Consider the following 24105-nt stretch of genomic DNA (forward strand, 5'->3'; position numbering starts at 1 on the left):
ATGACGGAGGATCCCTCGCCCCTCATCGGACTCGTGCTGCGCCCGGTGCGCTCGCAGATGACCTTCGAGTCGTGCGTCGAGCAGCTCGGATCCGCGATCCAGCTCGGGATCCTCCGTCCGGGTGATCGTCTTCCTTCGGAGCGCGACCTTGCGGCCCGGCTCGACGTCTCCCGCGCCACGCTGCGCGAGGCGATCAGCGCGCTTCGTGCCGCGGGACTCGTGTCCACGCGTCGCGGACGCGGCGGCGGGACCGTGGTGGAGAGCCGGCCCAGCCCGGCGGCGCCGGATGCGCTCAGCCGGGCGGAACTGGAAGCCGAGCTCACCGACGTGATCGTGCTGCGCTCGGTGGTGGAGCCGGGGGCCGCAGCCGCCGGCGCCTCACGCGACCTGTCTGCCCCGGAGCGGGAACTGCTGCTGCGCAGTCTCGCCGATGTCGAACAGACCCACGAGCCCGCCGACTACCGCCAGGCGGATGCCCGGCTGCACCTCGCCATCGCCACTGCCTCCGGCTCGCCCACGCTGGCCGCATCCTGCGGCGAGACGCTGATCCGCGTGCACCGGCTGCTCGCGCGGATCCCGTTCCTGCAGCCCAACATCCACCATTCCGACGAGCAGCATCGCGGCGTGATCCAGGCGATCCTGGACCGCGACCCCGACACGGCCAGCGCCGTGATGCGCGAGCACTGCGAGGCGACGGCCGCGCTGCTTCGCGGCCTGGTCACCTGACCCCTCGTCCTCAGAACATCCCTCACATCACGCAAGATCCGAGGTCTCCTTCATGACAAGCGCAACCCGCAACGACCGAATGCTCACCGCCGAGCAGCTCCGCTCCGCCATCAGCGATGGCACGATCGACACCGTCCTGCTCGCCTTCACCGACATGCAGGGGCGCCTGCAGGGGAAGTTCATCCACGGCGAGTTCTTCGTGGAGAGCGTGCTCGGGCACGGTACGGAGGGCTGCAACTATCTGCTCACCGTCGATGTGGAGATGAACACCGTCGACGGCTACGACCTGACCAGCTGGGAGAAGGGGTACGGCGACATGATGTTCGTGCTGGACCTCGACACCATCCGGCTGCTGCCGCAGCGCGCGGGCACCGCGATGATCCAGTGCGACCTCACCCTCGCCGACGGCAGCCCCGTCGAGGTGTCGCCGCGCCAGATCCTCCGTCGTCAGATCGAGCGCGCCGCACAGCTCGGGTTCACCGCGTTCGCGGGCACGGAGCTGGAGTTCGTGATGTTCCAGACCTCCTTCGAACAGGGCTGGAACAACGGGTATCGCGACCTCGTGCCGATGAACCAGTACAACGTGGACTACTCCGTGCTGGGTTCGCTCCTGGTGGAGCCCCTGCTGCGCGAGATCCGCCGGGTCACCTATGCGGCGGGGATGAACGTGGAATCGGCGAAGGGGGAGTGCAACCTCGGCCAGCACGAGATCGCCTTCAAGTACGCCGAAGTCATGACCACGGCGGACAACCACTCCGTCTACAAGACCATCGCGAAGGACGTGGTGCGCTCGGCGGGCGGATCCATCACCTTCATGGCAAAGCCCAACCAGCGCGAGGGCAACTCCTGCCACATCCACATGTCGCTGCGGGGCGCGGAGGACGGAGCGCTCGTGTTCTGGGACGAAGCCACCCACTCGCGCACGAAGCTGTACGACCACTTCATTGCCGGGGTGCTCGCCACCATGCGCGAGTTCACTCTGCTCTATGCGCCGAACATCAACTCCTACAAGCGATTCGCGCTCGGCTCCTTCGCCCCGACGGCCATCGCCTGGGGCATGGACAACCGCACGTGCGCGGTCCGGCTCGTGGGCGAAGGAGGGAGCGCGCGGATGGAGAACCGGCTGCCGGGCGGTGACGTGAACCCCTACCTCGCCTTGGCCGCGATGCTCGCCGGCGGTCTGTACGGCATCGAGAACGAGCTGGAACTCGAGCCCGAGCTCGTTGGCAACGCCTACTCGTCGGATGCGCCCGTGGTGCCGAAGACGCTGGCGGAGGCGCGGGAGGAGTGGGCGGGATCTGCCCTCGCTGCCGCGGCATTCGGCGAGGACGTCGTCCGCCACTACACGAATTACGCTGACGTGGAGATCGCCGCCTTCGATGCGGCGGTCACCGACTGGGAACTCCGCCGCGGTTTCGAAAGGCTCTGACTCATGCGCATCCCCGCATCCCCCTTCCACGGCGGCGGCGAGTCCGCCGTGATCAATCCCGCGACCGGGCAGGCGATCGGCTCGGTCGGCCTGGCGGATCTCGCCGAGACGGACGCCGCCATTGAGCGCGCGCACGCCGCCTTCCCCGCGTGGCGGGCGATCGCCCCCGGCGAGCGGGCGCGGCTGCTTCGCGAGTTCGCCGCGGCGATCGACGCGCACGTGGACGAGCTGGCCGCTCTGGAGGTCGCGAACTCCGGTCACACCATCGGCAACGCGGTGTGGGAAGCGGAGAACGTCCGCAACGTCCTGACGTACTACTCGGCCGCGCCGGAGCGCCACTTCGGGCTGCAGATCCCGGTGCCGGGAGGCGTCGACGTCACGTTCCACGAGCCGCTGGGCGTGGTGGGCGTGATCGTCCCGTGGAACTTCCCCATGCCGATCGCCGGCTGGGGATTCGCCCCCGCGCTCGCAGCCGGCAACACGGTCGTGCTCAAGCCCGCGGAACTCACCCCACTGACGGCCATGCGGATCGGCGAGCTGGCGCGCGATGCGGGCCTCCCCGACGGCGTGTTCACGGTGATCCCGGGAAAGGGCCGCGTGGTGGGCGAGCGGTTCGTGACGAATCCGCTGGTGCGCAAGGTCTGCTTCACCGGTTCCACCGACGTGGGCAAGGGCATCATGCGCGGCTGCGCCGACCAGGTCAAGCGCGTCACGCTGGAGCTCGGCGGCAAGAGCGCGAACATCGTGTTCGAGGACGCCGACCTCGAGCTCGCGGCCGCGACGGCTCCGGGCAGCGCATTCGACAACGCCGGTCAGGACTGCTGCGCGCGCTCGCGGATCCTCGTGCAGGAGAGCGTGTACGAGCGGTTCCTCGAGCTGCTGCGTCCGGCAGTGGCGGACTTCCGGGTGACGGATCCGAACGACGATGCGGCGCAGATGGGTCCGCTCATCTCGGCACACCAGAAGGCGAGCGTGGAGGCCTATCTGGCTGATGCCGACATCGCGTTCTCGGGTCAGCGCGGCACCGACGGCGACGGCTTCTGGGTGGCACCGAGCGTGGTGCTGCCGCGGACGCTGACGGATCCGGTGTGGACGCAGGAGATCTTCGGCCCCGTGGTGGCGGTCATGCCGTTCCGGGACGAGGCGGATGCGATCGCCAAGGCCAACGACACGGAGTACGGCCTCAGCGGCTCGATCTTCACCCGTGACCTCGGACGGGGGCTGCGGATGGCGCGCGCCGTCGACTCCGGAAACCTCTCCATCAACTCGCACTCGTCGGTGCGGTACTGGACGCCGTTCGGCGGTTTCAAGCAGTCGGGGCTGGGCCGTGAGCTCGGCCCGGATGCGCCGAACTCGTTCAGCGAGGTGAAGAACGTCTTCATCTCCACCGACTCCTGACTCCTCGACAAACAGACTTCACACCCTCGCAACACGAAAGGCATCACATGGGAAAGCTCGACGGGAAGGTCGCCGTCATCACCGGCGGCGCCAGCGGAATCGGCCTCGCCACGGCGCGGAAGTTCGCCGCGGAAGGGGCGACCGTCGTCATCGGGGACCTGCCCTCCAGCAACGGCGTCGCGGTGGCGGAGGAGCTCGGTGGCGCGTTCGCGCCGGTCGATGTGACCAACGCCGAACAGGTGGAGGCGATGTTCGCCCTCGCGAAGGAGAAGTACGGCCGGATCGATGTGGCGTTCAACAACGCCGGAATCTCGCCGGCCTCCGACGACTCGATCCTCAAGACGGGCATCGAGGCATGGGATCTGGTGCAGAACGTCAATCTCACCAGCGTCTACCTCTGCTGCAAGGCCGTGATCCCGTACATGCTGGAACAGGGCGGCGGCTCCATCATCAACACGGCGTCGTTCGTCGCGCTGATGGGGGCGGCGACCTCCCAGATCTCCTACACCGCCTCCAAGGGCGGAGTGCTCGCGATGACCCGCGAACTCGGCGTCCAGTTCGCGGGGAAGGGCATCCGCGTCAACGCGCTGTGCCCCGGGCCGGTGAACACGCCGCTGCTGCAGGAGCTCTTCGCGAAGGACCCCGAGCGCGCCGCGCGTCGCCTCATCCACATCCCGATGGGACGTTTCGCGGAGCCGGAGGAGATCGCCAACGCGGTGGCGTTCCTGGGAAGCGACGAGTCCAGCTTCATCACCGCGACCGAGTTCCTCGTGGACGGCGGCCTGTCCCACGCCTACGTGACCCCGCTGGAGAGCGACTTTGAGTGAACGCATCCCGGTGATCGGCATCACCACCTACCGCCAGAGCGCGACGTGGGGGACCTGGCCCGGTGTGAACGCCGACCTCCTGCCCGCCACGTATGCCCGCGCGGTCGAAGAGGCCGGCGGCGCGCCCGTGCTGCTTCCGCCGGTGGCGGACGCCGAGAAGGCGGCCGCGGTGGCGGACCGGCTGGACGCGATCATCATCGCGGGCGGTGCCGATGTCTCGCCCCATCGCTACGGGCAGGAGCCGGATCCCACCGTCACGGTCTGGTACGACGATCGGGATGCCTCCGAGCTCGCCTACCTCGCCGCCGCGGATGACGGGGACCTGCCCGTGCTCGGCATCTGCCGTGGCATGCAGCTGATGGCCGTTGCCGCGGGAGGGACGCTGATCCAGCATCTGCCGGATGCGGGCGGGGACGCCGTGCACTCCGGGAGCGACGGCGTGTACGGCCACGTCGCGGTGACGGTCGACAGCGGTACGCGAACCGGGCAGATCCTCGGCGAGCGCGCCGAAGTGGAATGTCATCACCACCAGGGGATCGGCGAGCATCCCGGATTCGTGGTCACCGCCAGCGGTGAGGACGGCATCCCGCACGCGATGGAGCGTCCGGGCGACCGGTTCGTGGTGGGCGTGCAGTGGCATCCGGAGGAGGGTGCGGACCGCGAGCTCTTCGCCGCACTGGTCGCGGCGGCACGGGCGCGCATGCGCTGACACCGCCGCACGTCTCACCCAGAATCAGGGGCGAGTCAGGGGAGTCCCTGACTCGCCCTTCTTGGTGCGCTTCCTAGGCTGGAGACACCCGGACGGATGTCTCCAGCGAAGAGTTTGAGACTTTATCCCTCCGAACGGACATACCTGTACAGCATCTGCATATCCATCCCGCGATGGATGCCGCCGTCGCGCAGCTTTGGATAGCCTGTGCGGACCAGGCGGCCTCGGGCCCGAAAAGGGGAGAAGAACATGAACGTAGCGAAGACGCTGTTGGTTGTGACGGCGGCGGGCGCTCTGCTCGCCGGGATCACCGGTTGCACCAGCGGAGGCTCCGGCGAGGCGCTCTCCCCGGAAGACGCCTGGAAGAACTCCCCGCTGTCGCAGTACATGAACGCCGGTTACGACTTCGACGCATCGCCCGAGGAGCAGCAGGCCGAGTCGGACAAGAAGCAGAAGAAGGTGGAGGAGCTCGTCGCCGAGTGCATGGCGAAGGAGGGCTTCGAGTACCAGCCCGTGGACTACTCCTCGCAGCCCGGCGTTGTCGGCGGAAGCGACGTCGAGTGGGAGCCGGACAAGAAGGAGTGGGTCGCGCAGTACGGGTACGGCGTGTTCAACAACCCCTACCCGTCGGAGCCCGAGGAGCCCACCGACGGCAACACCTGGGTGGATCCCAACCAGGAGTATGTCGAGTCCCTCACCGAGAGCGAGCGCACGTCGTACTACGAAGTCCTCTACGGTCCGCAGCCGACCGAGGAGGAGATGAACGATCCCGAGTTCCAGTGGGACAACTCCAACAGCTGTCAGGGCAAGGCCCAGGAGGAGGTCTGGGGCGAGCAGAACATCGGGCAGACCGATGAGTTCCAGCCGCTGATGGACGCCGTCAGCAAGTTCTACGACCAGTTCTACGGCGAGGGTGCCAAGCCCACGGAAGCCGACAAGGCCTGGGCCGATTGCTTCGCCGAGGCCGGCTACAGCGGCTTTGACCGCCAGAGCGCGGTGATCCAGAGCTTCTACGAGCGCAGCAACAAGTTCTGGGAGGACGCGAACGCGTCGATGTCCGCATCCGGCACGGAGACCGCGGATCCGGCGGACTACGTGGACCCGACGAAGTCCCCGGAGTGGAAGCAGGCCGCCGAGGAGGAGATCGAGACCGCGCTCGCCGACCTGGAATGCCGCCAGAAGACCGACTACGCCAAGAAGCAGCAGGACCTGGTGTTCGCCGCGGAGCAGAAGTTCGTCGATGAGCACAAGGCTGAGCTCGAGGCGTACAAGACCGCGATGGAGCAGGCCGCGGAGAAGGCCAAGTGATCGGACGACGCGGACGGGGCAAGAACGAGGGAACCGAGGGGAGCAGCGAACACCCCGACCAGACGCCCGACCAGGGCAGCGTCGCGGGTGACAGCGTTTCGACCGAGCACGACGGTGTCTCGACAGAGGCTTCCGAGGTCGTGGCGCCGGCTGACCCCGCGGCGACGGGCCCGACGGAGACGTTCGGCTACATCGCCGGGTCCGCCGGAGATCCCGACGTGGCAGCACGCGCCTCGGCGCTCGACGCCGATTCCGGCACCACCGGCGATGCGCCCGCCTCGGACGGCTTCGAGACGATCCTCGGCGCCCCGCTTGCCGAGGAAGAGGTCGAGGAGAAGCCCGACACCTCGCGCGTGAAGGGCTGGAAGCGCGTCTTCCGCGGCAATCGGATGCTGTGGATCACGGTCGTGATCGCCATCCTGTCGCTGGTAGCCGGTCTCGCGGTGCAGCGGTTCATCATCTCTCCGGCGGAGGCGGCGGCAGACAAGAAGCCGGATGCCCCGGGGCTCGTGACGGCACCCGTCGAGTTCGGGGAGCTGAGCAACGACGTCACGATCCGAGCGGATGTGGCCTATGCGGACGCCGTCGACGTGAGCATCGACGCCTCCGACGTCAGCGGTGCTGCCATCGTCACCGGCCGTGTTCCGGCGGTGGGCGACACGCTCGACAAGCTCTCGGTGGCGATGGAGGTGGCCGGTCGGCCCGTCATCGTGCTGCCCGGAGACCTCCCCTCGTACCGCACGCTGCGCATCGGCGTGAACGGCCCGGACGTGGTTCAGCTGAAGCAGGCGCTGCAGGCAGTGGGCATCGACGGCGGCGACCCCGCCGACGCCTCGTTCACGCAGCAGACCGCTGACGCTGTCGCGGCGCTGTACACCGCAGCGGGGTACGCCGCCCCGACGGGGGACGAGGCGGCCAACACGGCGTATAAGTCCGCTCAGGAGAGCGTGACCGCGGCCGAGCAGGGGGTCGCGCAGGCACAGGCATCGCTGGACAAGGCCGGCCAGGGGCCCTCGAACGTCGAGGTCCTGCAACGAAACCAGGCAGTAGCCGCGGCTGAGCGCGCCCTAGAGGCCGCTCGCAACGACAAGACGTCCGATCCGAAGCCGGACATCCCGGCGCTGCAGGATGCCCTGGACCTGGCCATCGCCGAGCGGGATGCGCTGTGGGCCGGAGTCAGCACTGAGGCGGAGCAGGGTGCCGTCGACGCGGCGCAGGAGCAGCTCACTCGCGCCTACGCCGACCTGGAGACCGCCCGTCAGGGCGTGCAGGCTTCGCTTCCGTCGAGTGAGGTGCTGTTCCTCACCGACCTCCCGCGTCGCGTGGACGATGTGAAGGTGAAGCGCGGCAGCAAGCTCGAGGGTGCGGCGCTCAGCGTGTCGGGTGCCACGGTGCGTCTCAACGGCTCCGCCGCGGTCGCCGACGCGAAGCTGCTCGCCGTCGGAACCGCCGGTACGTTCGCGCTGCCGGATGGCACGCAGATCAACGCCAAGATCAGTGCGATCGATCAGGGCAAGGCGGATGCGCAGCGCTGGAGCATCCAGCTGGACCCCGAGGGGCTGACCCCGGAGCAGCTGGCCAGCGTGCAGGGAACGAACGTCCGCGTGACCATTCCGGTCGGAGCCACCGAGGGCGAGGTGCTCTCCGTCCCGCTCGCCGCGCTCACCGCGGGTGCCGGCGGTGAATCTCGCATCGAGGTTGTCGACGGCGATCCGCGTGAGGGGGAATCGGCCAAGACGCACCTCGTGGAGGTGAAGCTGGGTCTGTCCGCCGGCGGGTTCGTGGAGGTCACGCCCACCGAGGGCAAGCTCGAAGAGGGCGACCTGGTGGTGATCGGCGAATGACCACCGTCATCAGCGCGCCCGTGTCGGCGGGGGCCTCGTGACCGTCCCGCTCGTACAGCTGCGCGACCTCACCCGTTCCTTTCCCGGACCGCCCGAAGTACAGGCCCTCAAGGGCGTGAACTTCACGGTGGGCGAGGGTGAGTACGTCTCGATCATCGGTCCGTCGGGATCCGGGAAGTCCACGATGCTGAACCTGCTGGGCCTGCTCGACCGGCCCACTGTGGGGGAGTACCTCCTCGCGGGAACCAGCACCTCCACGCTGGGTGAGGACGAGCGCGCCGCCGTGCGCGCACGCCTCATCGGGTTCGTCTTCCAGGCGTTCCACCTCATGCCCCGCCGGTCGGTGCTCGACAACGTGCTGATGCCGATGCAATACAACGGCATTCCGCGCGCCGAGCGCGAGCAGCGTGCCCGCGACGCCCTGGAGCGCGTGGGGCTGGGGCACCGGCTCGACTTCCTGCCCCCCTCGCTGTCCGGTGGCGAGCGCCAGCGCGTGGCCGTGGCCCGCGCGGTGGCGGGGAGCCCGCGGATGCTGCTGGCCGATGAGCCGACCGGAAACCTGGACCAGAAGACGACGGGGGAGGTGATGAGCCTGTTCGAGGAGCTGAACGCCGATGGGCTCACGCTCGTGCTCATCACGCACGACGACAACGTCGCCCGTCGTGCCCATCGCCGTGTGCGCATCGCCGACGGCCGACTGACCGAGGTGGCCTGATGGCGCGCGCTCCTCGCCGCGAGGGCGGTACCCGGTCGAAGTGGCGCAACCCCTTCCGTCGTCGTTCGAAGACCGCTCTGGAGGAGGCGACGGACGCTGTGGATGCGCAGTCCGCACCCACCGGGGTCGCCGCGCTCCTGCGGCCTGTGCCGCATGCCGACCGTTTCACGATGCAGGACCTGGTCGCCGAAGCAACCGCGGACATCGGTGCGCGGCCCGGCCGGCTCATCATGACGACCCTGGGAACGGTGCTGGGCATCGGCGCGCTGGTCGCCACGATCGGATTCGCAGAGACCACGGCTGGCCAGATCGCGAGCCAGTTCGACGCGGTCGCCCAGACCACGGTGCAGGTGACGCCCGCCAAGGCGCGCACCGGAGGGGAGACCACTGCCGCGGCGGGTCGTATCCCCTGGGATGCACCGGAACGGGTGATGACACTGGTCGGGGTGGAGGGTGCCGCGCTCATCAGCGACGTGAACCTCGGCTCGGAGCCGATCACGGCGGTTCCCATCGTGGACCCGTCGGCACCGCAGAAGGCACCGCCGAGTCTCGTCGCCGCGTCCGGCGACGTGCTGGCAACCCTGCATGCGACCATCACCAGCGGGCGGATGTTCGATGCCGGTCATGATCAGCGGGCGGACCGGGTCGCGGTGCTCGGAGCGGGCGCGGCGGAGAGTCTCGGTGTGCTTCGCATCGACCGTCAGCCGGCGATCTTCATCTCCGGGATCCCGTACGCCGTCATCGGCATCGTGGACGATTTCCAGCGCCGATCCGATCTCCGCGATGCGGTGATCATCCCCTCACAGTCCGCATCGGCGGATTTCCGCCTCGGTGCGCCGAGCGAACTGCAGATCCGCATCGCCGTGGGCGCGGGTCAGCAGGTGGCGAAGCAGGCTCCGCTGGTGCTGGCCCCGAATGCGCCCGAGACGCTGGAGGCCGCTGCGCCGCCGTCGCGCTCGTCGCTGGCCAGCAACGTGCAGGCCGACGTGAACTTCGTCTTCCTGATCCTCGGTGGCATCGTGCTGTTGGCCGGTGCGCTCGGTATCGCCAACGTCACGCTGCTGAACGTGATGGAGCGCGTGGGGGAGATCGGTCTTCGCCGGGCGGTGGGTGCGACGAGGCGGCAGATCGCTACGCAGTTCATGGTGGAGTCGGTGATCATCGGCCTGCTGGGCGGATTGATCGGTGCGAGCGTCGGCGTGTTCGCCATCGTCATCGTCTCGCTGACGCAGGGATGGACACCGGTGGTGCAGCCCTGGGTCGCCATCGGCGGCGCACTGCTGGGCGCCGTGGTGGGATGGCTCGCCGGGGCGTACCCCGCCGGTCGCGCGGCGCGGATCGAACCCGTCGCTGCCCTGCGCGGATCCTGACCGGTGTGCGCTGGTCCTCCGGGGCCGGCGCACACCCTCGTCTTCGGGCGAAGCGGATGTCTCGCCGCGCGGCGCGGTACGAAAGGGGCGGGGAGAGCGCCGCTAGACTTTCCTGAGCGCGATTCAGGCGTGAGTACGGGAGATTCGGTGGCGAACAAGGCGATGACGGGCAAGAGCCAGCAGAACGGCGATGTGCCGATGGGGCCCACGGGGCGTCCCTATCACGGCTTCCCGACTCCTCCCAAGCTGGACCAGCACGGTCCCGCCCGCATCATCGCCCTGTGCAACCAGAAGGGTGGCGTCGGCAAGACGACCACCACCATCAGCCTGGCGGCCGCTCTCGCTGGATACGGCCGCAAGGTGCTGGTCGTGGACTTCGACCCGCAGGGCGCGCTGTCGGCGGGTCTCGGCGTCCCGACGCACGACATCCCCACCATCTACGACCTGCTGCTGGATCCGAAGCGCGACGCACACGATGTGATCACCGCGACGCAGGTCGAGAACCTCGACCTGATGCCGGCGAACATCGACCTGTCGGCCGCGGAGGTGCACCTCGTCAACGAGGTGGCGCGTGAGACGATCCTGTCGCGCGTGCTGCGTCAGGTCTCCCGCGAGTACGACGTGATCCTGGTGGACTGCCAGCCGTCGCTCGGTCTGCTGACCGTGAACGCGCTGACCGCGAGCCACGGCGTGCTCATCCCGCTGGAGTGCGAGTTCTTCGCGCTGCGCGGTGTCGCGCTGCTCATCGAGACCATCGACAAGGTGCGCGACCGCCTGAACCCCGACATCAAGCTCGACGGCGTGCTGGCGACGATGTACGACCCGCGCACGCTGCACTCGCGCGAGGTTCTCGAGCGTGTGGTCGAGGCGTTCGGAGACGATGTGCTGGAGACGGTCATCGGCCGCACGGTGAAGTTCCCGGATGCGTCGGTGGCGGGTATGCCCATCACCGAGTTCGCGCCGGAGCATCCGGCGGCGCAGGCATACCTCCGACTGGCGCGTGAGCTGGTCGATCGTGGCGCCGTCGCCTGAGCACGGTGAGCTCGCCACCTCGGAGGAGGTGGCTGCGGCCGTTCGGGCTGCGCACACGGCGGAGGTGACGGAGGCGTCTGGCGCGTCGGCCGGGGCCGCCGGTGCGTCGGTGGCCAGTGCTGCGGAGCCCTCGGAGGTCGCTTCCGGCGACGAAGGCGCTGCCGACGCGGCAAGCGGATTCCGCGTCTCGCTGTCGAATTTCGATGGCCCGTTCGACCTGCTGCTGAGCCTGATCTCGGCGCACGAGGTGGATATCACCGAGGTGTCGCTCAGCACCGTCACCGACGAGTTCATCGCGTACCTCCGGCACCTCGATGACCCGTCCGAGCTGGACCAGGCGAGCGAGTTCCTGGTGGTGGCGGCGACGCTGCTGGACATGAAGGTGGCGGGCCTGCTGCCGCAGGGTGAGCTGGTGGACGCTGAATCCGTCGCCCTGCTGGAGGCACGGGATCTGCTGTTCGCCCGGCTCCTGCAGTACCGCGCGTTCAAGGAGGCGTCGCAGTGGTTCGCCGCCCACCTGGATCGTGAAGCGCGCCGCCACACCCGCGCCGTGCGGCTGGACGAGAAATACCGCGCGCGTGTTCCCGAGCTGATCTGGACCGCGACCCTCGACGACTTCGTGGCCACTGCGCTCATCGCCTTCGCGCCGCGGACCCTGCCCACGGTGGGCCTCGACCACCTCCATGCCCCGCTCATCTCCATCCGGGAACAGGCGGCCATCGTGGTGATGCAACTGCGCAGTCGCGAGCAGATGTCCTTCCGGGAACTGGTCGCCGACGCCGATGGGCCGGGCGTGGTGGTGGCGCGCTTCATCTCCATCCTCGAGCTGTATCGCCACGCGGCCATCACCTTCGAACAGCTCGAACCGCTGGGCGAGCTCACCCTGCGATGGGTGGCCGAGACCTGGTCCGATGAGACCCTTGCCGCACTGGGAGCCGACTATGACCGATGACCTCGCCACCGATGTGACCGCTGCCGTCGAGCCAGAGGACCGGCCGCTGACCGATGCGGAGATCGCGCAGCGCGTCGAGGCGATTCTGCTCATCGTGGAGGAGCCGCAGTCGATCGTGAGTCTCGCCGCTGCCGTCCAGGCTCCCACCGCGGCGGTCCGTCGCGTGGTCCGGGCGCTGGCCGCCGACTACGACGGGGAGAGCGGTGGGCCTCGCCGGGGGTTCGAACTGCGCGAAGTGGGAGGCGGCTGGCGCTTCTACGTCCGTGCCGAGCACGACGACATGGTCTCCGACTACGTCAACGCGCAGGCGCCGTCGAGGCTCTCGCAGGCCGCGCTGGAAACCCTCGCCGTGATCGCCTACAAGCAGCCGGTCACCCGCAGCCAGGTGGCGTCGATCCGCGCCGTGAACGTGGACGGCGTGGTGCGCACGCTCGTGGCGCGCGGGTTGATCACCGAGCTGTTCACCGATTCCGAGACCGGAGCGATCAACTACGGCACGACGGATGCACTGCTCACCTACCTCGGTATCAACTCCCTCGACGAGCTGCCCCCGATCTCGCCGCTGCTCGATGACGGTGCCGACGGATTCGACGGCGTGATCGCCTAGGCCGAGAATGGATATGCCGTCCTCGCGCGAGGACGGCTCGCTGATGTGAATGAGAAGACCGACGTATGAACATGACCGACGACACGAGTGACGACAACCGGGTGCGGCTGCAGAAAGCGCTGGCGCACGCCGGGGTGGCGTCACGGCGCGTGGTGGAGGACATGATCGTCGCCGGACGCATTCGTGTGAACGGGGAGGTCGTCACCGAGCTGGGTTCGCGGGTCGACCCCGAGAACGACCTCATCGACGTGGACGGCACCGCCATCCAGCTGGACACCACGAAGCGGTACGTCATGCTGAACAAGCCCACCGGCGTGGTCAGCTCGATGAAGGACGAGCAGGGGCGCACAGACCTCCGTGCGTTCACCGCCGACTGGGAGGAGCGCCTCTACAACGTCGGCCGGCTGGATGCGGAGACCAGCGGTCTCCTCGTGCTCACCAACGACGGCGACCTGGCGCACGTGCTGGCGCACCCCTCCTTCGGCGTCACCAAGGTCTACATCGCCAAGGTGCGCGGTGAGGTGCTCCCGCGCACGATCGCGCAGCTGACCAAGGGCATCGAGCTGGAGGACGGGTTCATCCAGGCCGACAAGGCGCGGCTGCTGGACTCGTCCCGCGGCTCCAGCCTGGTGGAGCTGACCCTGCACTCCGGCAAGAACCGCATCGTGCGCCGGATGATGGCCGCGGTGGGACATCCGGTCACCGAGCTCGTGCGTCGCCAGTTCGGGCCGCTGCATCTGGGGCCGCTCCCCATCGGCAAGGCGCGTGAGCTCACCGCCGTCGAGCGGGGTGCGCTGCTCACGATCGCTCGCGAGGCGAAGAGCTGACGAGGTTTTCTTCCACGCCATGAACGCGGACTTCGTGGAGGTGACGGGTGCTCCGTCGCACGCCGCCGCCCACGCAGTTACCCAAACGTGGTTCGCGGGACGAGTCGATCTCCTGGGCGACGTCGAGAACCCCGGCGTCATCGTCCTGGCGCTCGTGGCGCGTCACGCGGATACGGCGACGCAAAACGCAGCGCTTGCATCCCTGTTCGTTGATCTCGTGACGCATACCGACTGGGGCTTGCGAGTCATCAACGGCAGCACGGAGGACATCATCGGTGTTCGGCACCGAGGATGATGCGCTGTGTCCTTGGGGGATGAGAACGCTGCGAATCCATGACGCATTCGCCGATTCGCTCATGGACTGGGTGAATGCTCCTGCATTCGGGGCCGAGGCGGAGCCCGAAGTTCCCAGGCGGTGACGTGCGCGCCCGGTAGACTGGTGCGTCGGTGTGCCCCGCGCCGTCCCCGCCGCTGAACTGGAGCTATCGTGACCGATCCCGCGACCCGCGTCGCATCGCGCCTGTCGGGCACCGTCCGCATCGTCGGCGCGGGCCTGCTCGGTGCGAGCATCGGTCATGCGCTGCGCCTGAAGGGCGTGGACGTCGCGCTGACGGACACTTCGCCGGCGCAGCTGCGCCTCGCGGTGGACTACGGCGCCGGCCGAGCCGCGGCCGCCCAGGATGAGCCCGTGCTCGTGGTGGTCGCCGTGCCGCCGGACGTGGTGGCCGATGTGATCCAGGCGGAGCTTGCGGCCTACCCGCGGGCCGTGGTCACCGACGTCGCGAGCGTGAAGCTGCAGCCGTACCTCGAACTGCGTTCGCGCGGTGTCGACCTGTCTCGCTACATCGGCTCCCACCCGCTGGCCGGACGAGAGCGCGGGGGAGCAATCTCCGCCCGCGCCGACATCTTCACGGGGCGTCCCTGGGTGGTGTGCCGTGATGGCGAGACCTCCCGCGACGACCTCGTCCTGGTCGAATCCCTGGCTCTGGAGCTCGGCGCGATGCCGCTCGAGATGACGCCGGAAGAACATGACCGCGCCATCGCGCTCACCTCCCACGTGCCGCAGCTGGTGGCATCGCTGCTCGCCGGCCGCTTCCGAACCGTCGACGAGGGACTGCTGCAGCTGGCGGGGCAAGGCGTCCGCGACACCACGCGCATCGCCGCCTCCGCACCCGAGCTGTGGGTGCAGATCCTGAGCGCCAACGCCGCCGAGGTGGTCGACGTTCTCGACCAGCTCGCGGGCGACCTCACCGCGGTGGCCGATGCGCTGCGCGCTCCCGACGTCCCCGGCGCTCGCCGGGAGATCGCCGAGACCATCCGCCGCGGAAACGAAGGCGTCGAGCGCCTGCCGGGCAAGCACGGCCAGTTCCGTCAGTTCGAGAAGCTGGTGGTCATGGTCGACGACACCGCCGGTCAGCTGGGACGCCTGTTCGGCGATCTCGGTGAACTGGACATCAACGTGGAGGACCTGCGGCTGGAGCATTCGCCCGGCGCGCAGTTCGGTCTCGCGGAGATCAGCGTGGACCCCTCGATCGTCCTGCGGGCCACGGCCGGGCTCGAAGAGCGGGGCTGGCGGATTGCGAGCATGAATGACTGAGGACATGACAGGCACGGCCGGACCGTTCATCATCGCGATCGACGGACCCGCCGGATCCGGCAAATCGAGCGTCTCCAAGGAGATCGCCCGGCGTCGCGGCTACGGCTACCTCGACACCGGTGCCGCGTACCGCGCGCTGGCATGGCTCGTGCTGGAGCGCGGCGGCGACACCGACGATGCATCGGCCGTGCTCGCCGCCGCTGACGGCTTCGCGCCGGTGATCGGCCTCGACCCGGACGCGCGCCGAGTGATCGTGGAGGGCACCGATGTCACCGCCGCCATCCGTGAGCCGCGGGTCTCCGCGGCCGTGAGCGGCGTGGCACGTATCCCCGCGGTCCGCACATATCTGAACGCGATGTTCCACGACATCGTGGCATCGTCCGGGCGTACGGCCGTGACGATCGAGGGGCGCGACATCACCACGGTGGTCGCGCCCGATGCGCCGGTGAGGATTCTCCTCACGGCGTCGCCCGAGGTGCGCGCCGCGCGCCGGAGCAAGGAGCTGGTGGGCGAGGATGCCGCTTCGGTGGCCGCCGCCCTGCACAAGCGGGACGCGTCGGATGCTGCCGTCGTGGACTTCTTCGAGGCGGCTCCCGGTGTCGAGGTGGTCGATTCCAGCGACCTCGACTTCGAACAGACCATCGCCGCGGTGCTTTCCGTGGTGGACCGCAGGAGCGGAGAGACATATGTCGACTGAAGAATATGAAGGCGGGCCCGACCAGCTCGAGGAGAAGCTCGCGAGCATGGACGAGGAGCTCATCGAGGCGCGCGCAGCCACGCTGCGCTCCAGCCTCGAGGAGTACGACCTCGACGAGGAGGATGCGGCGCTGCTGCAGACCGTCTTCGTCGACGAGCACGGGATGGAGTACTCGCCGGCGCTGCCGGTGGTCGCCATCGTGGGTCGTCCGAACGTGGGCAAGTCCGCGCTCGTGAACCGCATCCTCGGTCGTCGCGAGGCCGTCGTGGAGGACACCCCCGGTGTCACCCGTGACCGCGTCACGTACAAGGCCGAGTGGCTGGGCCGCCGCTTCTCGCTGGTGGACACCGGCGGGTGGGAGCCGGATGCCCGTGGCATCGACGCATCGGTCGCCGCGCAGGCGGAGATCGCCATCGACCTCGCCGACCTCGTGCTGTTCGTGGTCGACGCGATGGTGGGCGCCACGTCCACCGACGAGCACGTCGTGAAGCTGCTGCGCAAGTCCGGCAAGCCGGTCTTCCTCGTTGCGAACAAGATCGACGATGCGCGTCAGGAGCCCGAGGCCGCCGTGCTCTGGAACCTGGGCCTGGGAGAGCCGCACCCGGTGTCGGCGATCCACGGTCGTGGGGTCGCCGACCTGCTCGACGAGGTCATGGAGAAGCTTCCGGAGGTGTCCGCGGTCGCCAAGCAGGAGATCGGCGGTCCCCGTCGCGTCGCGATCCTGGGCCGTCCGAACGTGGGCAAGTCGTCGCTGCTGAACAAGGCGGCGGGGGAAGAGCGCGTGGTCGTCAACGACCTCGCCGGCACCACGCGTGACCCGGTGGATGAGATCGTCGAGCTCGGCGGCAAGCTGTGGCGCTTCGTCGACACGGCCGGTATCCGCCGTCGCGTCCACCTGTCGCAGGGCGCCGACTTCTACGCCTCGCTTCGCACCTCCGCCGCGCTGGAGAAGGCGGAGGTCGCGGTGGTCGTGCTCGACGTGTCGGAGCCCATCAGCGAGCAGGACGTCCGCATCATCGACCTGGTGCTGGAGTCGGGTCGCGCCCTGGTGCTCGCGTACAACAAGTGGGACCTCCTGGACGACGAGCGTCGCCGCTACCTGGAGCGCGAGATCGAGCAGGACCTGGCGCACGTCGCCTGGGCTCCGCGCGTGAACATCTCGGCCCGTACCGGTCGTCACCTGGAGAAGCTCGTTCCCGCGCTGGAGCTGGCACTGGACTCCTGGGACACCCGCATCCCGACCGGAAAGTTCAACGCGTTCCTGTCGGAGCTCGTGGCCGAGCACCCGCACCCGCTGCGTGGTGGCAAGCAGCCGCGCATCCTCTTCGGTACGCAGGTGGCCACGCGTCCGCCGACATTCGTGCTGTTCACGACGGGCTTCCTGGACCCCGGTTACCGCCGCTACATCCAGCGCCGCCTCCGCGAGCTCTACGGCTTCGAGGGCTCGCCCATCGTCATCAACATGCGCGTGCGCGAACGCCGCCAGCGCTGAGGTATTACAGAACCGCCCTGGCGAACCGGGGCGGTTCTGTGTTGGGAGGAAGTTTCCGGGGAACTGCACCGCTGGGGCGGAGGAGACCCATGCGCACGAATGCGATCAGACCGTAGGGCCGGCGTACGCCGTTGAGCATCGGGGTATCCGGAATGCCGGAGTTGCATGATCCGCGGACTCTCGGGGTGATCCGCGTCTCCCGCAGTCGCGCCGCGGGACTGGCGCATGACGCTGGCGATACGGATACGGCACAGTCTCTGGCCTATGGGACTCGCTCAACCATGCTCCACGGCCTTGAGACGTCTTTCTCGGATCCTGCCGGGGGCGTCGTCCGCATGCGTCATCGGACGCAACGCGCGGGCTATTCACGGTCCCACCCATCGCGGGGTGTGGGAGTCTGGAAGGGTGACAATCGTGCCCCCTACTCCCGGTGAACCGCGTCGACCGCAGGGGCCGCGTGATCCGGGCGATGCGTGGGTGATCGCCGAGGACGGCACGAAGTACTGGGGCGCCTTCGGCGCGGCCGGTCTGCTGGCCGTCGACGAGGTGCGTGGCGTGCTGCTGCAGAAGCGCGTCGAGTGGAGTCACTTCGGTGGCACCTGGGGAATCCCCGGTGGTGCCCTGCACCAGGGTGAGGACGCTGTCACCGGTGCGTTGAGGGAGTCCGAAGAAGAGGCCGCCGTGCCGCCCGGGGCCGTCCGCCCGCTGCTGACGCGCGTGCTGGATCTGGAGATCTGGCAGTACACGACGCTGGTTGCGACGGTCGAGGAGCCCTTCGTCCCCGAGATCTCGGATCCCGAGAGCCTCGAACTGCGCTGGGTGCCGCTGGATGAGGTCGAGGACCTTCCGCTGCATCCGGGCTTCGGTGCTGCATGGCCCGAGCTTCGTCGCCTGCTCGACCTGCGTCCGGTGATCGTGGTGGACGTCGCGAACGTCGTTGGTTCCGTGCCGAACGGCTGGTGGAAGGACCGTGCGGGCGCATCCGCTCGCGTGCTGGAGCGGCTGGCCCGGCTCGCGTCCGAGGGCATCGCTGGTGATCGCTTCGGCGAGCCGAACGTGCGGTGGTTCCCGTGGATCGTCGCGGTGCTCGAAGGCGAGGCCCGTGCGGCGGAGGACGTGGACGGTATCACCGTGATGCGCGCCGATGGGCTGGGCGACGAGGCCATCGTCGCCGCCGTTGCGCTCGCCGGCCACGAGGAGGATCTCGCTCCGCGGGTGACCGTGGTGACGAGTGATCGTGAGTTGCAGGATCGGGTGTCGGCGCTGGGCGCGACCCCGCGGGGCGCGCACTGGATTACGGAGCTGTTGGGGGAGTAGGCGGGCGGCCGCGTCGCTTGTGAGTCCTTGTCACCAGCGGCGCACGTCGCGGTTGGGCGGCGTCGACCGTGTGCGGCGTTACCGGTGGTCGACCGCCGCGGAGCCTGCGAATCACCGAGCGGCTTAGCCCGTCAAGGTTCTTCTGGTGAGCCAGCCGATGTACGTCCGTCTCGGCACGAACGGTACTGCGGCGCTCGCGATGTCCCGTCGGACCAATTGACGTATCCGTGTGCCCGGTCCGGCGCTTGCTGAGTCCTGCTCGTTGTCGTGGCCGATCGAGGTTCTTGGGGTGAGCCGGCCGATGCCTGTCCGTATCGGGGCGATCAGCGCTGCCGCGTTCGTGATGGCCCGCCGGACTAGATGATGTGTCCGTGTGCCCGGCCGGGCGCCTCCTGAGCCCTACTCGTCGTCGTAGCCGTCGAGGTCTCGACCGCGCAGCCGGTCGATGTCGCGGCGCTCGCGTTTCGTGGGCCGTCCCGCGCCGCGGTCGCGCTTCGCGAACACGCCGAGTTCGCTCGCGCTGGGGCGCGGAGGCGTACGGTCTTCCGCCGCGAGGGCGGCGAGCGGTGCGCCGACTCGTTTCGTGATGAGCTGGCGGACTGTGAGAATCCGGTCGAATCCTTCGATGCGGATGCGTATCTCGTCACCGATCCGCACCGGTTGCGCTGCTTTGGCACGTTCTCCGTTGACGCGGACGTGTCCCGCGCGGCACCCCGCCGTCGCGGCGGAGCGGGTCTTGTAGACGCGGACAGCCCAGAGCCAGCTGTCGACGCGTGCGCTGTCGCTCACGCGGGGGTTTCGTTCTGTCGGCGGCGGAGCGTGGCGAGGGCACCCGCCGCGATGAGGCCCTGCCCGAGGGTGTAGGTGAACATGACGGCCGCGTCGGTGATCGGCGGGGTGAGGTCGGGCAGAAACAGCATGAACGCGAGGATCGTGTCAGATGCGAGGAAGAACAGCGCCCCGACCAGCACCATCGGCGAGCATCGTGTGGCGAACGCGGCGGTGAGCCCCAGCACGATGCCGTAGGCGGCGACCGCGACCGCAAGTTCCTTTGCGGCCGGTGCGATCACGATGACCATAGCCGCCCACCACACGACGAGAAGTGCGGCTGCGAGCGGGAACTTCCGTACGCGCAGGTGACGCCAGAAGAGGGCGATGTAGGCGAGGTGCGCGATGCCGAAGAACGCCAGCATCATCGGCAGCGTCGGCAGGAACGGGACGAAGGTGCCTGCGCCGTCGCCGAGCCAGGAGAAGAGGATCGCGGTGAGCAGGAGGGCGATCGGTGCGGTGGCGCGGAGTCCTCTGGCGCCGACGAGCACAGCGAACGCGAGGAGCGGCATGAGCCCGAGTTTCGTCGGCGCCGCGAGTGCGTCGTTGTGGAAGGCGAGGGCGATCACATGGACGGTGGAGAGCGCGATGAAGGGGAGGAACGCCCAGCGGGGGACCCGCCGGGTGCTGGCGCTTGGCTGCGACGGGGGCCGGTGTTCTGCGGCCGGCGCGGCGGGTTGCGTCGTGCGGGGACCGCGGGGCGTCTTGTTGCGCCGGTTGCCGGCAGGCGTGGGCGGGGTCGCAATTGTCCCGTCAGCCCTTGTGCCACGGCTCCGCGTGATGCTCGCGCTCGCCGTGGCGCCCGCGCTGGGCGCCTCAGCGCTGGCCGTGCTGTTCGCGACGTCCGCGTCCGTGCTCTCGTTGTCTGCCCGGTCGGCAGCGTCTGCTTCCTGGTTGGCGTCGGCGTTTGCTTCCAGAATGCGAGCATTCGCCCTGGTCGGTTCCGGAGTGAGTGCGTCCGTGATGCCCGCTTCGTCGCTGACCGGGGTATCGGCTTGCCCGTCGAACGGGACATCTGCTTCGGAGTCGTTCGTTCCGATCACCGAGTCCTCGCCCGCGCGCCGATCAATGTCGCTCTGTTCCGCTGCGACTTCCTCGCCGACCGTCGCCTCTGCGTTCACATCCGCGCCGGAACGCATGGCAGCAGCACGCTGGCTTCGCTGTTCGTCAGTCTGCTCGGCGTCGGGGGAGCGGCTTTCCACGGTGACCTCCTCGTGGTGGATGTCCCCTCATCGTAGGGTCGCTATTCAGCGGCGACCGGGAGCGACAGGGTCATCACCGCGCGTCCGTTCGACGGGCGGCTGGAGACCGAGAAACCGCTCTCCTCGAACATTGCGAGCGTGCCGTGGAAGAGTTCGTTGGCGGAGCGCTTCACCTCCGCCGTATCGACCGGATATCCCTCGATCACGCGGGCCCCGTGATCGCGGGCATACTCGACGGCCGCGTCCAGCAGGAGGTGCGCCAGTCCGATCCCGCGGTGGTCGCGACGGATGACGAAGCAGGTGACAGCCCAGACCGTCGGATCGTCGAGCGGTTCGGCGCTCCCCGACGTGACGAGCCGGGTGCGGGCGATGCGCGCCTGCAGAGTGCGCGGTCCGACGCGCACCCACCCCGCTGGCACGTTGTCGACGTAGGCGACGAGCCCGGGGGAGACGGGCGATCCGAGCTCCTCCTCGAAGCGAACTTCCTTGTCGGCACGGGTGGTGCCGCGGAACTCCGCGTTCGGCATGGTCCACCACTGGCACTGGCAGCTTGGTCCATCCCCGCCTCCGGTGATGGCATGTTGCACGTCTGCGAATCGCTCCGCGCTTGCCGGTTCGATCGTGATGTTCGCCATGATCTGCACCCTACGCCGCCCCTCCGACACGCGCGACTGCCCCGGTTCGCGACTGCCGTCCGGACCGGGTAGGATGAATGAGTTGCCTCCGCGGAGGCAAGAAAACTGAACAACGGGCTGTGGCGCAGCTTGGTAGCGCACTTGACTGGGGGTCAAGGGGTCGCAGGTTCAAATCCTGTCAGCCCGACGGAAAAGTCCTGATGAGAAGCCATTTTCGTCAGGACTTTGTCGTGTCTGCCGACGGGTTTTGACCGTCCCCCTTCTGGTCCCGTCGCCGGGGTGGCCGTGAGGATCCGGAGGCCCCGGAGAGCTGTTTCGGATGCCTCGGGACCCGTGCCTGTGGATAAGGGAACCAAAGCACCAAAGCCTCGGATCGGTGCTCCACTGCCCGTCTACAGCGACCGCGGCGCTCGGCTGCGCGTGGGGCTGGTCTTGGCGGAGCGGGCGAGGAGGGCGTTGGCCGGCCCGGCGGCTGAGGCGAGGTGGCGGTCGTCGGGGTGCAGATAGCCGCGGGTGGTCTCGACCGAGGCGTGGCCGAGGATGTCCTGGAGGACATGCAGCTGGATGCCCGCGTAGGCCATCCAGGTCGCGCCGGTGGGCCGGAGGCCGTGGCGGGTGAGGTCGGGCAGTCCGAGGCCTTTGACGATCTGGTCCCAGTTCGTCGCGTCCTACACGGTCGCGGTTATCTGCGCGCCGCTTTCCGGGACGTTCAGCAGCCGCTCCTCGGGCTCCTTGCCTTCGGCGAGGCGCTCCAGGATCAGGCGGACCGGTTCGAGGAGAGCAAGACCCTTCTCGCGAGGCAGAAAGCCGATCTGATTGAGCGCATCGACGGTCGATCCAGTGTTCAGGGAGTGGCTGGTGCCGAAGCGCGTGTGCTCGGGAAGCTCTATGACAAGCAGATCGACGTCGGGATGTCTCGTTGGGAGACTGGCCCTGAGATTCTCGTCTCGACGAAGCGTATGGACGGGGCATACGGCAAGAACCTCGCTAACCGTGCTGAGGAGAGCTACGGCGACGCGAAGAACCTTCGTCTCCGCTACCCGTTGGCCTCGTTTGGCTTCATCTTCGCCCTCCGCTCGGATGTGCTCACGGCTAGTCCGAAGGGCGCGCGTGCAGTCATCGATCGACTGACGAAGCTTGAGCGCGAGCAGGACGCCTATGACTCCACCTGTCTCCTCCTGATGGAATACGACGACGCCGTCAAGTGGGAAGCGCCCCCCACGCTTAATGATCTTCCGTCAATGAAGCTCCGATGGGATGCTATGCCCAAGCATTCGGATCCCAACAGCTTCTTCACCAAGATCGTCAAGCGAGTGCTCGAGGTGACTCCTGAGAATTATCACCCGGACGCACGCACGCGGCTAGGTGTTGTCGAGCCGGACGAACTCCCGGCCGCGTGGATCGCGGAGGGAGTCGAGACGTGCGCCGAGGCAATCCTGCTTGCGCTTGACGCGGTGCATGACTCGTTCATCATGGGGTGCAAATGAGGGTCTCTCGCCGAGTCATCGTCGCGTTCGTCTCACCTCAGGCCATCCTGGGGTTGATAGCTGTTGGTGTGGACTAGGGAGACCCGCGTGACACAACTACCCGAGCCGGTGCTACCGCTCTCTCTACTCGCGTCCAATCGAGCTCAGTTCAACGCGCTCTTCTACGATCCAATTACTGTTGCGCTCCAGACGAAGACGAATCTTCACGTTCATGTGCTCCGGGTACAGAACGGGAACTTCGATCTTCCGGGGCTCTACCGGGAGCTGAAAAACAACAGCGTGGCATACGTCCTCTCGCGGCTGAACTACAGGAAGGCGCTCGAAGACCCCGGGCGGCTGATGGAAGTGGCTGAGAAGGTACAGTCACAGTTCCGCATCCCGGACGAGAAAGCTGGCGAGGGCGGCGAGGTCATCTTGTACTCGCTCCTCGAGGGTCATCTTGGGGCTCCCAAGGTGCTCTCCAAAATGGAGCTCAAGACCAGCAGCGACCACTACGTCTATGGTTCGGACGGCGTTCACCTCCTTCGCACTGACGACAACTCCTATCAGCTGATCTTCGGCGAATCGAAGATGTATGGCGACTCTGGTGGCGTCGGTACAAGCGCCAAGCTGGGCATTAAGGCAGCGTTTAAGTCCGTCGGGCATGTGCACGACGAAGGGTTTGACTTCGACACGTGGCTCGTTCAGTCAGAGCTTCTGAAGGAGGAACTTGACGACGAGAAACTTGCGGCTCTTTCAGACATCCTGCTGCCGTCCAGCGGTGGCGGCGACGATGAGATCAAGAAGCACAACGCGTTCGGCATCTTCATAGGATACGAGGTTGACGTGTCAGACATGAAGGTCGAGGACATGGAGTTGGATGATATTGAGACCGAGCTGCGGAAGCGAGCTACCGATGCAATCGCCGCGCAGCACGATCTCATCAAGCAGGAAGTCATAGATCGGGGCCTCGGGGTGTACCCGATTCATCTCTATGCCATCCCGTTCGCGAAGCGCACCATTGGCAGCAAAGTACACGGGATCATGCAGATCCGCATGGAGCTTGCCGCGCAGCTTGGCAACCATGGAGCACCCAACTAGTGGCCGGGCGCATTGCGGCTGACGTC

24 protein-coding genes and 1 tRNA gene are annotated in these 24105 nt (G+C 67.9%); 21 read left to right on the forward strand and 4 right to left on the reverse strand.

What is annotated here, in order from left to right; translation table 11 throughout:
* From LQ566_RS11795 to LQ566_RS11880, 18 genes are all read left to right on the forward strand, one after another.
* Positions 1-726, forward strand: a complete 726-nt coding sequence (locus LQ566_RS11795; RefSeq protein ID WP_231092129.1) for a FadR/GntR family transcriptional regulator — start codon at positions 1-3, stop codon at positions 724-726.
* A 52-nt stretch (positions 727-778) separates the two neighbouring features.
* The gene (locus tag LQ566_RS11800; protein WP_231091910.1) at positions 779-2155 is read left to right on the forward strand and encodes a glutamine synthetase family protein; all 1377 of its coding nucleotides are present in this window, start codon (positions 779-781) and stop codon (positions 2153-2155) included.
* Positions 2156-2158: 3 nt separating this feature from the next.
* Entirely contained in the window at positions 2159-3553 is a 1395-nt protein-coding gene (locus LQ566_RS11805) for an aldehyde dehydrogenase family protein (RefSeq protein WP_231091911.1), read from the forward strand.
* Between the two features lie 47 nt (positions 3554-3600).
* On the forward strand, positions 3601-4380 hold the full coding sequence (locus LQ566_RS11810; protein ID WP_231091912.1) for a 3-oxoacyl-ACP reductase: 780 nt from the start codon (positions 3601-3603) through the stop codon (positions 4378-4380).
* Positions 4373-5089, forward strand: a complete 717-nt coding sequence (locus tag LQ566_RS11815) for a gamma-glutamyl-gamma-aminobutyrate hydrolase family protein (RefSeq protein WP_231091913.1) — start codon at positions 4373-4375, stop codon at positions 5087-5089. The genes LQ566_RS11810 and LQ566_RS11815 overlap by 8 nt, the downstream gene beginning before the upstream one ends.
* Positions 5090-5338: 249 nt before the next feature.
* Entirely contained in the window at positions 5339-6397 is a 1059-nt protein-coding gene (locus tag LQ566_RS11820) for a hypothetical protein (RefSeq protein WP_231091914.1), read from the forward strand.
* Entirely contained in the window at positions 6394-8241 is a 1848-nt protein-coding gene (locus LQ566_RS11825) for an efflux RND transporter periplasmic adaptor subunit (protein WP_231091915.1), read from the forward strand. The genes LQ566_RS11820 and LQ566_RS11825 overlap by 4 nt, the downstream gene beginning before the upstream one ends.
* Positions 8242-8278: 37 nt before the next feature.
* Entirely contained in the window at positions 8279-8956 is a 678-nt protein-coding gene (locus LQ566_RS11830; RefSeq protein ID WP_231091916.1) for an ABC transporter ATP-binding protein, read from the forward strand.
* The gene (locus LQ566_RS11835; protein WP_308070900.1) at positions 8956-10326 is read left to right on the forward strand and encodes an ABC transporter permease; all 1371 of its coding nucleotides are present in this window, start codon (positions 8956-8958) and stop codon (positions 10324-10326) included. The genes LQ566_RS11830 and LQ566_RS11835 overlap by 1 nt, the downstream gene beginning before the upstream one ends.
* 162 nt (positions 10327-10488) lie before the next feature.
* A complete protein-coding gene (locus LQ566_RS11840; RefSeq protein WP_231092131.1) occupies positions 10489-11358 on the forward strand; it encodes a ParA family protein in 870 nt (289 codons plus the stop codon).
* A 109-nt stretch (positions 11359-11467) separates the two neighbouring features.
* Complete coding sequence (locus tag LQ566_RS11845) at positions 11468-12310, forward strand: segregation and condensation protein A (RefSeq protein WP_231092132.1); 843 nt, start codon at positions 11468-11470, stop codon at positions 12308-12310.
* Entirely contained in the window at positions 12300-12917 is a 618-nt protein-coding gene (gene scpB, locus LQ566_RS11850) for an SMC-Scp complex subunit ScpB (protein ID WP_231091917.1), read from the forward strand. The genes LQ566_RS11845 and scpB overlap by 11 nt, the downstream gene beginning before the upstream one ends.
* Positions 12918-12988: 71 nt before the next feature.
* The gene (locus LQ566_RS11855) at positions 12989-13744 is read left to right on the forward strand and encodes a pseudouridine synthase (protein ID WP_231092133.1); all 756 of its coding nucleotides are present in this window, start codon (positions 12989-12991) and stop codon (positions 13742-13744) included.
* Positions 13745-13763: 19 nt separating this feature from the next.
* Positions 13764-14039, forward strand: coding sequence for a hypothetical protein (locus LQ566_RS11860; RefSeq protein WP_231091918.1), 276 nt, complete (start codon positions 13764-13766; stop codon positions 14037-14039).
* A gap of 192 nt (positions 14040-14231) precedes the next feature.
* Positions 14232-15341, forward strand: coding sequence for a prephenate dehydrogenase (locus LQ566_RS11865; RefSeq protein ID WP_231091919.1), 1110 nt, complete (start codon positions 14232-14234; stop codon positions 15339-15341).
* 4 nt (positions 15342-15345) lie between these two features.
* The gene (gene cmk / locus LQ566_RS11870) at positions 15346-16038 is read left to right on the forward strand and encodes a (d)CMP kinase (RefSeq protein WP_231091920.1); all 693 of its coding nucleotides are present in this window, start codon (positions 15346-15348) and stop codon (positions 16036-16038) included.
* Positions 16028-17530 carry a ribosome biogenesis GTPase Der gene (der, locus tag LQ566_RS11875; RefSeq protein ID WP_231091921.1) on the forward strand — a complete coding sequence of 501 codons (1503 nt, stop codon included), beginning with the start codon at positions 16028-16030 and terminating at the stop codon, positions 17528-17530. Before cmk ends, der begins: the two co-directional genes overlap by 11 nt.
* Positions 17531-17935: 405 nt before the next feature.
* A complete protein-coding gene (locus LQ566_RS11880) occupies positions 17936-18847 on the forward strand; it encodes an NUDIX domain-containing protein (protein WP_231091922.1) in 912 nt (303 codons plus the stop codon).
* 399 nt (positions 18848-19246) lie between these two features.
* Here the strand turns inward: LQ566_RS11880 and LQ566_RS11885 are convergent, their stop codons facing one another.
* The 3 genes from LQ566_RS11885 to LQ566_RS11895 are packed head-to-tail and all read right to left on the reverse strand — an operon-like array spanning position 19247 to position 21512.
* Complete coding sequence (locus LQ566_RS11885; protein ID WP_231091923.1) at positions 19247-19636, reverse strand: RNA-binding S4 domain-containing protein; 390 nt, start codon at positions 19634-19636, stop codon at positions 19247-19249.
* Positions 19633-20877 carry a lysoplasmalogenase family protein gene (locus LQ566_RS11890; RefSeq protein WP_231091924.1) on the reverse strand — a complete coding sequence of 415 codons (1245 nt, stop codon included), beginning with the start codon at positions 20875-20877 and terminating at the stop codon, positions 19633-19635. The genes LQ566_RS11885 and LQ566_RS11890 overlap by 4 nt, the downstream gene beginning before the upstream one ends.
* Before the next feature lie 41 nt (positions 20878-20918).
* On the reverse strand, positions 20919-21512 hold the full coding sequence (locus LQ566_RS11895) for a GNAT family N-acetyltransferase (RefSeq protein WP_231091925.1): 594 nt from the start codon (positions 21510-21512) through the stop codon (positions 20919-20921).
* A gap of 113 nt (positions 21513-21625) precedes the next feature.
* Here LQ566_RS11895 and LQ566_RS11900 point away from each other — a divergent pair.
* Positions 21626-21699 (forward strand) — tRNA-Pro (locus tag LQ566_RS11900).
* 205 nt (positions 21700-21904) lie between these two features.
* On the opposite strand, the gene LQ566_RS11905 is transcribed toward LQ566_RS11900, so the two are convergent.
* On the reverse strand, positions 21905-22159 hold the full coding sequence (locus tag LQ566_RS11905; RefSeq protein WP_308070966.1) for a tyrosine-type recombinase/integrase: 255 nt from the start codon (positions 22157-22159) through the stop codon (positions 21905-21907).
* On the opposite strand from LQ566_RS11905, the gene LQ566_RS11910 reads away from it, so the two are divergent.
* Together LQ566_RS11910 and LQ566_RS11915 are read left to right on the forward strand one after the other, a co-directional pair.
* A complete protein-coding gene (locus LQ566_RS11910; protein WP_231091926.1) occupies positions 22121-22999 on the forward strand; it encodes a hypothetical protein in 879 nt (292 codons plus the stop codon). The genes LQ566_RS11905 and LQ566_RS11910 overlap by 39 nt on opposite strands.
* Positions 23000-23086: 87 nt before the next feature.
* Positions 23087-24079, forward strand: coding sequence for a HamA C-terminal domain-containing protein (locus tag LQ566_RS11915; RefSeq protein WP_231091927.1), 993 nt, complete (start codon positions 23087-23089; stop codon positions 24077-24079).
* Positions 24080-24105 lie beyond the last annotated feature (26 nt).

Origin of the sequence: Microbacterium nymphoidis, assembly GCF_021044885.1 — a bacterium.
Taxonomy (GTDB): Bacteria; Actinomycetota; Actinomycetes; order Actinomycetales; family Microbacteriaceae; genus Microbacterium; species Microbacterium nymphoidis.

Coding starts and splice junctions, on each gene's coding strand:
- LQ566_RS11795 (WP_231092129.1), top strand. CDS start 1: ATGACGGAGGATCCCTCGCCCCTCATCGGACTCGTGCTGCGCCCGGTG.
- LQ566_RS11800 (WP_231091910.1), top strand. CDS start 779: ATGACAAGCGCAACCCGCAACGACCGAATGCTCACCGCCGAGCAGCTC.
- LQ566_RS11805 (WP_231091911.1), top strand. CDS start 2,159: ATGCGCATCCCCGCATCCCCCTTCCACGGCGGCGGCGAGTCCGCCGTG.
- LQ566_RS11810 (WP_231091912.1), top strand. CDS start 3,601: ATGGGAAAGCTCGACGGGAAGGTCGCCGTCATCACCGGCGGCGCCAGC.
- LQ566_RS11820 (WP_231091914.1), top strand. CDS start 5,339: ATGAACGTAGCGAAGACGCTGTTGGTTGTGACGGCGGCGGGCGCTCTG.
- LQ566_RS11835 (WP_308070900.1), top strand. CDS start 8,956: ATGGCGCGCGCTCCTCGCCGCGAGGGCGGTACCCGGTCGAAGTGGCGC.
- LQ566_RS11840 (WP_231092131.1), top strand. CDS start 10,489: ATGACGGGCAAGAGCCAGCAGAACGGCGATGTGCCGATGGGGCCCACG.
- scpB (WP_231091917.1), top strand. CDS start 12,300: ATGACCGATGACCTCGCCACCGATGTGACCGCTGCCGTCGAGCCAGAG.
- LQ566_RS11855 (WP_231092133.1), top strand. CDS start 12,989: ATGACCGACGACACGAGTGACGACAACCGGGTGCGGCTGCAGAAAGCG.
- LQ566_RS11860 (WP_231091918.1), top strand. CDS start 13,764: ATGAACGCGGACTTCGTGGAGGTGACGGGTGCTCCGTCGCACGCCGCC.
- cmk (WP_231091920.1), top strand. CDS start 15,346: ATGACAGGCACGGCCGGACCGTTCATCATCGCGATCGACGGACCCGCC.
- der (WP_231091921.1), top strand. CDS start 16,028: ATGTCGACTGAAGAATATGAAGGCGGGCCCGACCAGCTCGAGGAGAAG.
- LQ566_RS11895 (WP_231091925.1), bottom strand. CDS start 21,512: ATGGCGAACATCACGATCGAACCGGCAAGCGCGGAGCGATTCGCAGAC.